This is a genomic window from Bradyrhizobium sp. SZCCHNR1053, from assembly GCF_032381235.1.
Classification (GTDB): domain Bacteria; phylum Pseudomonadota; class Alphaproteobacteria; order Rhizobiales; family Xanthobacteraceae; genus Bradyrhizobium.
The window spans coordinates 127,438-139,806 of the sequence record NZ_JAUHJM010000004.1 but is presented as its reverse complement, the minus strand read 5'-3'; the positions used below and the strand labels follow the sequence as shown (position 1 = coordinate 139,806).

The window sequence follows — 12,369 nt, the reverse complement described above, 5'->3', positions numbered from 1 at the left end:
CGATCACTCGACGATCACTTGGCGAATACTTGGAGACGATCATGAACAAGCAGCTTCTGCTCAAACTTCACCGCTGGATCAGCCTCGTCTTCGCGCTGCCGCTGCTTGTCATCATCGTGACCGGACTGATCCTCTCCTTCGAGCCGATGGCGCAGGTCGCTGCCGTCAAGCCGCAGAGCGTCGATCCGGCGCGCGTGATCGCGCTGATCAAGCAGCATGATCCCGACGGCAAGGCACGCGGCCTGTCGATCGATGCGTCCACACAGCACCTCACCTTGCAGGGTACGCCGGGCGCCGAGGTCGACATCACGACCGGCGCCGCGGTCGAGAAGCCCGCGATGGCGAGCGTCTTCCTGTGGGCGCGCAGGACCCACGAGCATCTGATCGGAATCCCCGGCCTCACCTTGATCTCGACCATCGCAATGGTCAGCATCATGATCATCGGCATCCTGATGGGACTGCCGCGGCTGCGCAACACGCTGTCCGGCTGGCACAAGGGCACGGCCTGGTTCACGCTGCCTCTGATTCTGCTCAGCCCGCTCACCGGACTCTGTCTCGAGCTCGGCCTGACCTTCGCAGGCAGCGCTCCGCCCACCGCAGCCAAGCGCATCTCGCTGCCTGACGCCGTCAGCATCGTCTCCAGGGACCACGACCTTTCGTCGGTCAACTCGATCGGCAATCGCGGCGGGCGGATGATGGCGAGGATCATCGAGGACGATGAGCTCAGGGCCTATGCCGTGACGCCCGACGGGCTCTCCGCATTGCCGCGCAACTGGCCGCGCCTGCTGCACGAAGGCAACTGGTCGCTGATCGGCAGCGCGGCCAACGTGCTGATCTCGATCGCGCTGTTCGCACTGCTGATCACAGGCGTGCTGATCTGGGCGCAGCGCCGGCTGCGGCGCCCGAATCGCGCGCGCACCGTGCTGGCAAAGCCGGTGGTCGCATCCTCGATGCCGTCCTGACGAGCGGCGACCGTCCACGGAGCCGGCTCGACGCCGCGAGCCGGCCTCTAACTCCGTCTCGCACGCTGCTTCGCCAAAGGCCGGCCCGCGCCGCGCGAGCTCGGCGGCAGACCTTTTTCGATCATTGTGACAAGAACGACGTCGCTGCCCGACCGCTGCGGAAATGGAAGCGGCGCGTTGTCTACTCTCACCTCAAAAATTTGATGCGCCCGTCCGGTGCAAGCGAGCACCGGCGCCGCACAGGACGAAGCTGTGCGCATCACCGCCCTGTCATCAACGTGACTTGACTACGTCTGTGCTGCCCCGCATGGTCCCGATGGAAAACGAAACGGTTTAGTTTTATGTCCGATCATGTCCGAATGTTTCCCGCGCGTTTGAGGGGGGTCCCGACAGGCCGCGCGATGTCCGTCCCGCTCGGCCTTTTTGGCTGCAGCGTGCTGCTCGCATCCTGCGCCGTCGGCCCGGACTTCATGTCCCCCGAGGCGCCGGTCGCGACCGGTTACGTCGCCGAGCGACGCCTCGCCGCGACCGCCAGCGCCTCGACGCCGGGCGGCAATGTGCAGAGCTTCGCACCCGGAGGCGATCTGCCCGGCACCTGGTGGGCGCTGTTTCATTCCCGGCAGATCAACGCCTTCGTCGAGGAAGCGATTCGCAACCACCCGGACATCGAAGCCGCGCAATTGGCGCTGCGTGCTGCGCGCGAGAACGCGCTGTCGCAACAGGGCGCGCTGTTTCCGCAGCTGAGCGCGAGCGGATCCGCCGAACGCACCCAGGGCTCCACCACACAGAACGGGCAATGGCCCGGCCAGACCTCGCTCTACACGCTCTATGGCACGTCGGTAAGCGTCAGCTACGCGCTCGATCTGTGGGGCGGCACGCGACGCCAGGTCGAGGCGCTGCAGGCGCAGGCCGACTACCAGGCGTTCAAGCTGGAGGCGACGCATCTCGCGCTGACCGCCAATGTCGTCACCGCCGCGATCAGCGACGCCTCACTGCGCGATCAGATCGCAGCGACCGAGGAGATCATCAAGGCCGAGACCGACCAGCTTGGCCGGATCCAACACCAGTTTGATGTCGGCGCCATCTCCAAGTCGGACGTGCTGGCGCAGGAGGCGACGCTGGCGCAGGCCAAGGCGACCTTGGCGCCGCTGCAGAAGCAACTCGCGCAGCAACGCAATCAACTGATGGCCTATCTCGGCCGGCTGCCGAGCCAGGACCGCGGCGAGCATGTGACCCTCGCGGAGCTGCGGCTGCCGCGCAAGCTGCCGGTGTCACTGCCCTCCTCGCTCGTCCGGCAGCGTCCGGACATCCGGCAGGCCGAGGCTACGTTGCACCAGGCCACAGCGACGGTCGGCGTCGGCGTCGCCAATCTGCTGCCGCAGGTGACGTTGTCGGGCAGCTACGGCGCAAGCGGACCGGGCCGGCTGTTCTCGCCGACGACCATCGTGTGGGATGCGGCCTCGAGCGTCAGCCAGAAGCTGATCGACGGCGGCACGCTGTATCACACCAAGGAGGCTGACGTCGCCACCTTCGAGCAGGACTTGTCGCTCTACAAGAGCACGGTCATCACCGCGTTCCAGAACGTTGCGGATTCGCTGCGCGCCATCCAGTACGACGCCGAGGCGCTGAAGGCCCAGGCTGCCGCCGAGAAAGCCACGGCCGACAGTCTCGCCATGGCGGTCGAGCAGTTCAAGAGCGGCGCCGTACCCTACGCCAACGTCATCAACGCGCAGCAATCCTATCTCAACGCACGCGTCTCCCGCATCAAGTCGCAGGCCACCCGCTTCAGCGACACCGCGGCGCTGTTCCAGGCGCTCGGCGGCGGCTGGTGGAATCGCCAGGACGAGACCCCGGCGGCGCTGCCCCGCGCCAATCCCGGCTACTTCGCCGGTCCCAATCGTACGACCCAGGAAGCAATGTAATGAAGAAACGCATGACGATCATGCTGGCCGCCATGGCGGTGCTGTTCGGCGGCCTCTACGGCTTTCAGACATTCAAGGGCATCATGATCGCCAAGGCGATCGGCGCCATGGCCAACCCGCCGCAGACGATCTCGACGGTCGTTGCGGCGACCGCACCATGGCGCTCCAACCTCACCGCGGTCGGCTCGCTGCGCGCCGTCAACGGCGCCGATCTGGCGCTGCAGGCCGCAGGCATCGTGCAGGGCATCCAGTTCAATTCGGGCGACACCGTCGAAGCCGGCCAGCAATTGCTGCAGCTGGTCGCGACCGACGACGTCGCCAAGCTGCAGTCGCTGCAGGCGACTGCCGAGAACTATGCCATCGTCGTCAAGCGCGACGAGGAGCAGATCAAGTTCAACGCGGTCAGCCAGGCCACGCTCGATAGCGATCGCGCCAACCTGAAGAACGCGCAGGCCCTGGTGACGCAGCAGAAGGCGATCGTCGAGCAGAAGACGCTTAAGGCGCCGTTCGCCGGCCGGCTCGGCATCCGCGCCGTCGATCTCGGGCAGTATCTCGGCGCCGGCACCACCATTGTCACCCTGCAGAGCCTCGATCCCATCTTCGTCGACTTCTATCTGCCGCAGCAGTCGCTCGCCGACATTCGGATCGGCCAGGACGTCGCCATCACGGTGGATGCCTTCCCATCCGAGCGCTTCACCGGCCAGATCTCGGCGATCAACGCCAAGGTCGATTCCACCAGCCGCAACGTCCAGATCCGCGCCACCCTGCACAACGAGGCCGCCCGGCTGTTGCCGGGCATGTTCGCCAAGGTCGAGATCGCGACCGGCAGCCCGGAGCAACTCGTCACGCTGCCGCTGACGGCAATCGTCAGCAACCCCTACGGCGATCTCGTCTACGTCGTCGACGATCTCAAGGACGGCCAGGGCAAGGCGCGGCAGATGTTCGTCAAGAGCAAGCCGGCCAAGGGCGACCGGATCGCGATCACCGACGGCGTCAAGCCGGGCGAGGCGGTCGTGATCGCGGGACAGATCAAGCTGCGCAACGGCAGCCCTGTGAGAGTCGACAACTCACACGTACCGGTCGCGGAAGCCGCGCCGGATGTCGTCGATCAATAATCCGGCCAGCCCGCGCCCACCAGAGTCATCACCATGCGTTTCACAGACATCTTCATCCGCCGGCCGGTGCTGGCGCTCGTGGTCAGCGCCCTCATCCTCGTGCTCGGCCTGCGCTCGATGACGACGCTCGCCATCCTGCAATATCCGCGCACGCAGAACGCCATCGTCACGGTGAGCACGGCCTATGCCGGTGCCGATAGCGACATCATCGCCGGCTTCATCACCACGCCGCTGGAGAACGCGATCGCCCAGGCCAACGGCATCGACTACATGACGTCGACCAGCGTCACCGGCAGCAGCACCATCACCGTGAACCTGCGGCTCAACTACGATTCCGGCAAGGCGATGACCGAGATCAACGCCAAGGTGAACTCGGTGCTCAACCAGCTACCGACCGGCACGCAGCAGCCGACCCTGACCTTGAAGGTCGGCCAGACCATCGATTCGATGTATATCGGCTTCGCCAGCGACGTGCTGGCGCCGAACCAGATCACCGACTACCTCACCCGCGTGGTGCAGCCGAAGCTGCAGGCGGTCTCCGGCGTGCAGACCGCCGAATTGCTCGGCGCCAAGAAATTCGCCCTGCGCGCCTGGCTCGACCCCGACAAGCTCGCGGCCTATGGCCTGACCGCGACCGACGTGTCGACGGCACTGTCGGGCAACGACTACATCTCCGGGCTCGGCACCACCAAGGGCCGCCTCGTGCAGGTCGACCTCGCCGCCGCGACAAATCTGCATTCGCTGGAGCAATACCGCAATCTCGTCGTCAAGCAGGTCAATGGCGCCATCATCCGCCTGCGCGATGTCGCCAATGTCACGCTCGGCAATGACGACTACGACAGCGCGACGCGCTTCAACGGCAAGACTGCAGTCTACATCGGCATTCAGGTGGCGCCAACGGCGAACCTGCTCGACGTCATCAACGGCGTGAAGGCCGTTTATCCGGAGCTGCAGCGACAGCTGCCGAACGGCATCACCAGCGAGATCCTGTACGACTCCACCGATTTCGTGAACTCGTCCATCGACGAGGTGATCCATACGCTGGTGGAGGCGATCGGGATCGTAATTGTCGTCGTCTTCATGTTCTTGGGATCGTGGCGCTCGGTGCTGATCCCGGTGATCGCCATTCCGCTGTCGCTGATCGGCACCTTCGGCCTGATGCTGCTGATGGGCTTCTCCATCAACCTGCTGACCTTGCTGGCCCTGGTGCTGGCGATCGGCCTGGTCGTCGACGACGCCATCATCGTGGTGGAGAGCGTGCACCGCCTGATCGACGAGGGTGTACCGCCGGTCGAAGCCGCGATCCAGTCGGCGCGGGCGCTGGCGAGCCCGATCATCGCGATGACCGTGGTCCTGATCGCGGTCTACGTGCCCGTCGGCTTCCAGGGCGGCCTGACCGGGGCCCTGTTCACCGAGTTCGCCTTCACGCTCGCCGGCGCCGTCACCGTCTCGGCGGTGATCGCGCTGACGCTCTCGCCAATGAACTGCGCCTGGCTGCTGCGCCGGACCGAGCGCGACGCCACCACGTTCGAGGCGCGTTTGGTGAGGACGATCGACCATGTGCTCGAACGGCTCGCCCACTTCTATCGCCGCTGGCTCGAAAGCGTGTTCGCGACCAAGCCGGTGGTGGTGGTGTTCGCGCTGCTGCTGCTCGCGATGATTCCCTGGCTCTATGTCAGTTCCACCAGCGAGCTTGCGCCGGACGAGGACCAGGGCATCGTGCTGTCGCTGACGAATTCGGCGCCCTCGGCCACGCTCGAGCAGCGCCAGTTCTACGGCCAGCAGCTGTATGGCTTGATCGCCCAGCGCCCGGAGACGCGCACCGTGTTCCAGATCGACACCTCGACACAGGTGATCGGCGGCTGGGTTCTGAAGCCCTGGGATCAGCGCAAGGCGACGACCAAGACCCTGCAGCCGGAATTCCAGCAGCTCCTGAACGGCATCGCCGGCGCCCGCTCGGTGGCGTTCCAGCCCTCGCCGCTGCCGGGCAGCAACGGCCTGCCGGTCCAGTTCGTGATCGGCACCACCGGCGCGTTCGGCGAACTCAACGACGTGTCGCGCGATTTCATGGCCAAGGCGCTGGCGAGCGGCCGATTCATCTTCCTCGACAGCGATCTGAAGATCGACAAGCCGCAGACCACCGTGGTGTTCGATCGCGACAAGGCCGCCGATCTCGGCCTCAAGATGAGCGATCTCGGCGGCGCGCTCGCGACCATGCTGGGCGGCAATTATCTCGACTATTTCAGCCTGGAGGGCCGCTCCTACAAGGTGATCCCGCAGGTCCGGCAGAACGACCGCCTCACCGACAGTCAGTTGCTCGACTATTCGATCCGCACCAGCGGCAATGCCATGGTGCCGCTGTCGACCGTGGCCCGGCTCGAGCGCAAGACGATCCCTGAGTCGCTCAATCACTTCCAGCAGATCAATGCGGCAACCATCTCCGGCGTGGCGATGCCGGGTATCGCGATGGGCGACGCGCTCGCCACCTTGAAGGAGATCGCGAAGTCGCTGCCATCGGGTTACTCGATCGACTATGGCGGCGCGTCGCGACAGCTCGAGCAGGAATCCGGCGGCTTCGTCACCACCTTCGTGTTCGCGCTGATCATCATCTTCCTGGCGCTCGCCGCCTTGTTCAACAGCTTCGTCGATCCGATCATCATCCTGGTGTCGGTGCCGATGTCGCTGGCGGGCGCGCTGATCTTCATCAGCCTCGGCATCGGCGGCGCCAGCATCAACATCTACACCCAGGTCGGCTTGGTCACCCTGATGGGCCTCGTCAGCAAGCACGGCATCCTGATGGTCGAGGTCGCGAACGAGCTGCGCGAACAGGGCAAGGACCGCACCGAGGCGATCATCGAAGCGGCCACCGTCCGCCTGCGGCCGATCCTGATGACCACGGCGGCGATGGTGCTCGGCGTGATCCCGCTGATCACGGCGAGCGGTGCCGGCGCGGTGTCGCGCTTCAACATGGGCCTGGTGATCGCCACCGGGCTCGCCATCGGCACCCTGTTCACGCTGTTCGTGGTCCCCGTCGCCTACGCGCTGATCGCTCATCGCGGCACGACGCATGAGATGACGGTTCATGGCGGCGAGGCGGCGGCCGTGCGTTGAGATGCAGATGAAATGTGTGAGTTAGTCGGAGATCTTGGAAGTCACATCGACCGTCATCGATGCGGGTGACGGACAGCAACGTTCCTCGATAGCATCCGCGGTATGGGTCCCGGCGTTCGCCGGGACGACACCGGTGATGTGGCGCGGTCGTGCCAAACACACTGCTGTCGTCCCGGCCTTGCGCCGGAACCCATACCGCGTGATGGTCGTTGGCGGAATAGCTCTCGGTCATCACCTTCCGCACCAAAAATCCCGCTGGAGCCGCTACACCGGCTCCAGCACCATCAATCCCGTCGCCGTGTTCGAGATCGGGATGTGATAGTTGGAATGCTCCTTGCGGACCTTCTCCGGCAGGGTGCCGCGCGCGACCATCCAGTTCAGCAATTCGACGCCCTGGGTGCCCGACAGCTCGACCAGCTCGGTGGTCGAATACTTCGTCGCCCAGGCGGGATCGTCGACCAAGCTGGCCATGAACTTCTCGTCGAAATCCTTGTTGATGAAGCCGGCGCGCTCGCCGTCGAGCTGATGCGACAGGCCGCCGGTGCCCATGACGACGACGCGTTCGTCCTTCGGCCAGGATTCGATGGCCCGCGCCAGCGCCTGGCCGAGCCTGTAGCAGCGCGCGGCCGACGGCAGCGGCGCCTGCACCGTGTTGACGACCACGGGCACCACCCGCACCGGCCATTTCTGATCGGGCCAGCACAGCGCCATCGGCAGCGTGAAGGCGTGATCGACCACCATCTCCTGGCAGGTGGTGAGGTCGAAATCCTCCTTCACCAGATGCTCGATCAAATGCCAGGACAATTCGCTGTCACCCTTGAACGGCGCGGTCTGCGGAATGCCCCAGCCTTCGTCGGCATTGCTATAGCTGTCGGCCGCGCCGACGGCGAAGGTCGGCATCTTGTCGAGGAAGAAGTTGAGGCCGTGGTCGTTATAGACGAGCACGACCACATCGGGTTTGACCTTGGCGAGCCATTCGCGCACATGCGGGAAACCGTCGAAGAACGGCTTCCAATACGGGTCCTGCTGCAACCCCTTGGCAATCGCGCCGCCGATGGCCGGAACGTGGGACGTGGTGATGCAACCTACGATCTTCGCCATGATCACCCCCTTGCCGCCAGAAGCTTGGCCTTGAACTGCTCTTTCGTCAGCCCGGTCTGCTGCGCGCCGATGTCCTGCATGTCCAGACCGAAGATGCCGGCGAACTTGGCGAGGTAATAGGCATTGCCGCCGGCTTCGATCAGCTCGAGCACATTGCGATTCTTGATCGCCGCGCGCTGCTGCGCGTTGAGGCCATATTTGGCACAATAGCCGTCCTCGTCGGCGACGAAGGCCTTGCGGTTGGCGGCATCGTTGAACGAGTAGCACATCTTGTTGAGGGCGTAGCCTTTGCGGGCCTGCTCGCCGTCGAAGATGGTGGTGCCGGGCACGGGCTGCCGGGCTGACGTGGTGGACATCTGAGCCTCCCCTGGTCGTGTTTCGGACGGCCGCGCTTGATCTGGATCAAACGCGGCGCCGTTCGTGCCCGCCAGTATCGCCGACAGACACCGTCAATAAAGGCCGCGCGACCGATCCGATCCATGAGCCAATTCGATCATTTGGACCTCGACGGCCATCTGCTGCAGCTCCTGCTCGCCGTCATCGAGGAGGGCTCGGTCACCCGCGCTGCGCAGCGGCTCGGCGTCACGCAGTCGGCCGTCAGCCATCTGCTCGACAAGCTGCGCGCGATCACCGGCGATCCGCTGTTCGTGAAGTCCGGCCGCGGCATCGTGCCGACCGCGCATGCGCAGCTCTTGGCGCTGCGCGCCCGCGCGCTGCTCGACGACCTCCGGAGCTTCTCGCACACCGCTGCATTCGAGCCGGCGAAAATCTCCGCGCAAGTGACGATCGCGGCCAATGATCTGCAGCGCGACCTGCTGCTGCCGTCCCTGCTCCGCTACGCCCGCGCGCAGGCGCCGGGCCTCAGCCTGCGCGTCATCCCCTCCGGCGCACCGACGCCGGAGATGCTACGGGAAGAGCACTGTCAGCTCATCATCACGCCGCGCCCGCCCGAGGGCAGCGACATCCTGCAGAAGCGGCTGTTCGAGGACAGCTATCGCGTGTTCTACGATGCGGGCCAACGCGAGCCGCCGCAGAGCCTTGAGGACTATCTCGCCAGCGACCACGTCACGGTACTGTACGAGCCGAGGCGCCGCCTCGACATCGACGAGATCATGGCCGAGCGCGGCATCGTCAGGCGGTTCGCGGCGCAGGTGCCGGGCTTCGGCGGCATCGGCCCGTTCCTGCGCGGCAGCCGCATGATCGCGACGCTGCCGAGCCTCCTGCGCGCCTACATGCTGCGCGGCCTGGCGGTGGCGCCGGTGCCGGTCCCCTGCCCGGCGATGCCGATGTACATGGTCTGGCACCTGCGCCACCAGGACGACCCGCTGCACCGCTGGCTGCGCCAGCAGCTCGAGATCGTGGTCGCGCCGAGCTTGGCCGCGGCCGCCGAGCACATGCCGGTGATGGCGTGACTCATCCCGAGGGGTGAGCGGCCCTCACGCCGGCGCGTGGCACACCGCCTCGATGTTGTTGCCGTCGGCGTCGCGCACGAACGCGCCGTAATAGTTCGCGTGATAATGCGGCCGCAGTCCAGGCGCGCCGTTGTCCCGTCCGCCTGCCGCGATCGCCGCCTGATAGAACGCATCGACCGTGGCGCGATCCTTGGCGTGGAATGCGACATGCGTCGAGGTCGCGGCCGTCCCGCCGGTGCCGATCCAGAAATCCGGACGACCGTCGCCGAAGCCGGCGTGATCACCGTGGCCGCCGGTCTGCTCGTTGGTGATCTCCATCATCAGGACGTAACCCAACGGCGCCAGGGCCGCCGCATAGAAAGCCTTGGCGCGGACAAAGTCGGAGACAGGGAAACCGACGTGATCGAGCATGACGATCCTTTCCATGGTGATCGGCGAATGCTAGCGCCGTGGGCCTACGGGCGCAACATCATGCACGCGGCGCGCGATCACATCGCGAGGATGCGCCGCGCCGTCTGTTGCCCGCTGGCCAGCGCCGCCTCGACCGTTCCCATGTCGCGCCCGCGATACAGCGCCTCGCCGGAGATCAAGACACGACCGCCATCCCAGCGCGAAAGCGTATCCTGCGCCTCGCGGGATCCTAGCGTCGCATAGGAATAGGCCCCGCGCGCGAACGGATCCTTCGCCCAATCCGTGACATGCGACGCGAGGAGCTGCTGCCTCAGCGAGTCCACCGGCTGCGAGAAAATGCTCGCAAGCGCCGAGAGACCCGACTCTATCAAGGCGACATCGTCGAGCGCGACGAAAGCGCTGGCCGGCGGCCCGGCGAGCCAGCCGGTCAGCACCGCATCATCGTTCGGATGCTGCGTCCACCACACCGGCACGTCGGCATCGGACAGCACGAACAGCATGTCGGAGAGGTCCTCGGTCCGAGCCTCTCGCCACCACCGGCGCTCGAAGCGCAGCAGCAGCTTGATGACGTTGCCGAAGCCGATGGCTTCGGCTGCGGCCAATTGCGAGCGCATCGCCGGCGGCAGCGCGATGGTCCGCAGCAGCGGCAGCGGCACGGTCAGGAGGACGATATCGCCGCGCTGCGCGCGGCCGTCGGCGCAGCGCACGACGACGCCATCATCGGAGCTCTCCACCGCGCGGACCACCGCCTCGAGCTTCATCGCCACGCCATGCGCCCGGCACTCCGCCACCAGATGATCGAGCAGCGCCGCGTAGCCGCCGACGATGCGTGCCTGAGCACCGCGGTCGCCGCCCATCCACTCGTCGCGCAGCGCGAACACGCTGGCACGACCAGGATCGGCGGCATCATAGCCCTGCACCATCCCGAGCACCGACTTGCGCAGGGCGGCAAACTCCGCGCCGCCGAAATGACGCTCGAGCAGCGCCGTGACGGTCATATCCTGATCGAGCTGCCGCGCCACGCGGTGCAGTTGGCGCATCTGCCGATCGGCAGGATCCTCGCGCGAGAACGCGCCGTCCATCACGTACCAGCGCGCGCCATCGACCGGCGTCGAGGTGAGCCCCGCCTCGGCCATCAGCGCGTGGGTGACCGGCGCCTCGCCATGGATGAATTCCGCGCCGGCATCCGCGCGATATCCAAACCTGCTCGCGGGCAGCGGATGGATGCGCCCCCCGCAGCGGTCGCGCGCTTCCAGCAGCGTCACTTGCTTGCCGGCGCGGGCCAGCTCACGCGCCGCCATCAGGCCCGCGGCACCGCCCCCGACGACGATGACGTGCATTCGCCGCTCAGCCATGACTTGCCTGGGCCGGCAAGGGCGAGCCGTTGGTGATCTTGTAGCGCAGCCACAGCGCGCCGCCCTCCAGCGCCGTGCTGCTTTCGAGCGTCATCGCCGTGATCGGCGCGCGCTCGCCGGACTCGGCTTCGGTCGAATCGAACACGCTGGGTGCCCCCTTGGCGCCGTCCACGGCCGGACATAGAACGAGGTTGAACTCGTCGACCAGACCCGCGCGCAGAAACGCGCCGTTGGCGCCGCCGCCGCCCTCGAGCAGCAGGCGCTTCACGCCGAGCTCCTGCGCGACGATCTCCAGCACGCGTGAGAGATCGAGTTTCGACTGGCCGGCGAAGACGTAGGAGACACCCTCGCCGCGCAGGCCCGCGAGATGTGCATCCGACACGGCCTCGGTCAGCACGACGACGATCGGATCGCCGCCGATGTCGGCGCGGCCCCAGCAGATCTTGCCATGGGGATCGAGCACGATGCCGTAGGCCTTGGCGCCGCGTCGCGCGATCCAATGGGTGCGCGGGATTCGCTCCGTGGTCTCGGCCGGATAGGCCGAGCCCTTGGCGAACTCCTGGCCGGTGACGCGGCCGATCAGCCAGGCATCGCCCCCGAGCTGGTCATGCACCTGCTCGAACAGATCGCCCGATCCCTTCGGACGCCAGCGGCTCGGCAATGTCCGGCCGTCGACGCTCGACGCCATCAGGCAGATGACTTCCGGTTTCATGCATCCTCCTTGTCGCCGCTGAACGGGGTCACCGAATATCGCCTCGGCGGCGTTGTCAACGAAACGGCGTGCGTTTCGTTCGATCGCGGCCGCAACGCTCGCCTGCGCCGTCGCTGTAACCGCACGAGTTCCTGCGCTAGTTTCGGGATTGAAACGGAGCCGATCATGGACGCTGCGCCGCGCAGACGAGACGCCATCGGTTTGCGCAGGGCACGGCGCGGTGCCCTGCATGCTGGCCGACAGCATCGCCAACCAGGGCGGCCACGCC

10 protein-coding genes are annotated in these 12,369 nt (G+C 66.2%); 5 read left to right on the top strand and 5 right to left on the bottom strand.

Going from position 1 to position 12,369, the window contains the following annotated elements:
• Positions 1-41 precede the first annotated feature (41 nt).
• From QX051_RS12730 to QX051_RS12715, 4 genes are all read left to right on the top strand, one after another.
• The gene (locus tag QX051_RS12730) at positions 42-962 is read left to right on the top strand and encodes a PepSY-associated TM helix domain-containing protein (RefSeq protein WP_315776357.1); all 921 of its coding nucleotides are present in this window, start codon (positions 42-44) and stop codon (positions 960-962) included.
• A gap of 401 nt (positions 963-1,363) precedes the next feature.
• A complete protein-coding gene (locus tag QX051_RS12725; RefSeq protein WP_315776356.1) occupies positions 1,364-2,884 on the top strand; it encodes an efflux transporter outer membrane subunit in 1,521 nt (506 codons plus the stop codon).
• Entirely contained in the window at positions 2,884-3,999 is a 1,116-nt protein-coding gene (locus QX051_RS12720; RefSeq protein ID WP_315776355.1) for an efflux RND transporter periplasmic adaptor subunit, read from the top strand. The genes QX051_RS12725 and QX051_RS12720 overlap by 1 nt, the downstream gene beginning before the upstream one ends.
• A 33-nt stretch (positions 4,000-4,032) precedes the next feature.
• The gene (locus QX051_RS12715) at positions 4,033-7,110 is read left to right on the top strand and encodes an efflux RND transporter permease subunit (RefSeq protein WP_315776354.1); all 3,078 of its coding nucleotides are present in this window, start codon (positions 4,033-4,035) and stop codon (positions 7,108-7,110) included.
• A gap of 264 nt (positions 7,111-7,374) precedes the next feature.
• Here QX051_RS12715 and QX051_RS12710 read toward each other — a convergent pair whose 3' ends face one another.
• Positions 7,375-8,211: a class III extradiol dioxygenase family protein gene (locus QX051_RS12710; protein WP_315776353.1), complete on the bottom strand. Its 837-nt coding sequence runs from the start codon at positions 8,209-8,211 to the stop codon at positions 7,375-7,377.
• Between the two features lie 2 nt (positions 8,212-8,213).
• On the bottom strand, positions 8,214-8,567 hold the full coding sequence (locus QX051_RS12705) for a protocatechuate 4,5-dioxygenase subunit alpha (RefSeq protein WP_315758446.1): 354 nt from the start codon (positions 8,565-8,567) through the stop codon (positions 8,214-8,216).
• A 123-nt stretch (positions 8,568-8,690) separates the two neighbouring features.
• Here QX051_RS12705 and QX051_RS12700 point away from each other — a divergent pair, with 123 nt between their 5' ends.
• Positions 8,691-9,623 carry a LysR family transcriptional regulator gene (locus QX051_RS12700; RefSeq protein ID WP_315776352.1) on the top strand — a complete coding sequence of 311 codons (933 nt, stop codon included), beginning with the start codon at positions 8,691-8,693 and terminating at the stop codon, positions 9,621-9,623.
• A gap of 24 nt (positions 9,624-9,647) precedes the next feature.
• Here QX051_RS12700 and QX051_RS12695 read toward each other — a convergent pair whose 3' ends face one another.
• From QX051_RS12695 to QX051_RS12685, 3 genes are all read right to left on the bottom strand, one after another.
• Positions 9,648-10,034 carry a VOC family protein gene (locus QX051_RS12695; protein WP_315741223.1) on the bottom strand — a complete coding sequence of 129 codons (387 nt, stop codon included), beginning with the start codon at positions 10,032-10,034 and terminating at the stop codon, positions 9,648-9,650.
• Between the two features lie 77 nt (positions 10,035-10,111).
• Positions 10,112-11,389, bottom strand: coding sequence for an NAD(P)/FAD-dependent oxidoreductase (locus tag QX051_RS12690; protein ID WP_315776351.1), 1,278 nt, complete (start codon positions 11,387-11,389; stop codon positions 10,112-10,114).
• A complete protein-coding gene (locus QX051_RS12685; RefSeq protein ID WP_315741214.1) occupies positions 11,382-12,101 on the bottom strand; it encodes a RibD family protein in 720 nt (239 codons plus the stop codon). The genes QX051_RS12690 and QX051_RS12685 overlap by 8 nt, the downstream gene beginning before the upstream one ends.
• Between the last annotated feature and the right edge of the window lie 268 nt (positions 12,102-12,369).

Coding starts and splice junctions, on each gene's coding strand:
- QX051_RS12715 (WP_315776354.1), top strand. CDS start 4,033: ATGCGTTTCACAGACATCTTCATCCGCCGGCCGGTGCTGGCGCTCGTG.
- QX051_RS12690 (WP_315776351.1), bottom strand. CDS start 11,389: ATGGCTGAGCGGCGAATGCACGTCATCGTCGTCGGGGGCGGTGCCGCG.
- QX051_RS12710 (WP_315776353.1), bottom strand. CDS start 8,211: ATGGCGAAGATCGTAGGTTGCATCACCACGTCCCACGTTCCGGCCATC.
- QX051_RS12685 (WP_315741214.1), bottom strand. CDS start 12,101: ATGAAACCGGAAGTCATCTGCCTGATGGCGTCGAGCGTCGACGGCCGG.
- QX051_RS12730 (WP_315776357.1), top strand. CDS start 42: ATGAACAAGCAGCTTCTGCTCAAACTTCACCGCTGGATCAGCCTCGTC.
- QX051_RS12720 (WP_315776355.1), top strand. CDS start 2,884: ATGAAGAAACGCATGACGATCATGCTGGCCGCCATGGCGGTGCTGTTC.
- QX051_RS12695 (WP_315741223.1), bottom strand. CDS start 10,034: ATGCTCGATCACGTCGGTTTCCCTGTCTCCGACTTTGTCCGCGCCAAG.
- QX051_RS12725 (WP_315776356.1), top strand. CDS start 1,364: ATGTCCGTCCCGCTCGGCCTTTTTGGCTGCAGCGTGCTGCTCGCATCC.
- QX051_RS12700 (WP_315776352.1), top strand. CDS start 8,691: ATGAGCCAATTCGATCATTTGGACCTCGACGGCCATCTGCTGCAGCTC.
- QX051_RS12705 (WP_315758446.1), bottom strand. CDS start 8,567: ATGTCCACCACGTCAGCCCGGCAGCCCGTGCCCGGCACCACCATCTTC.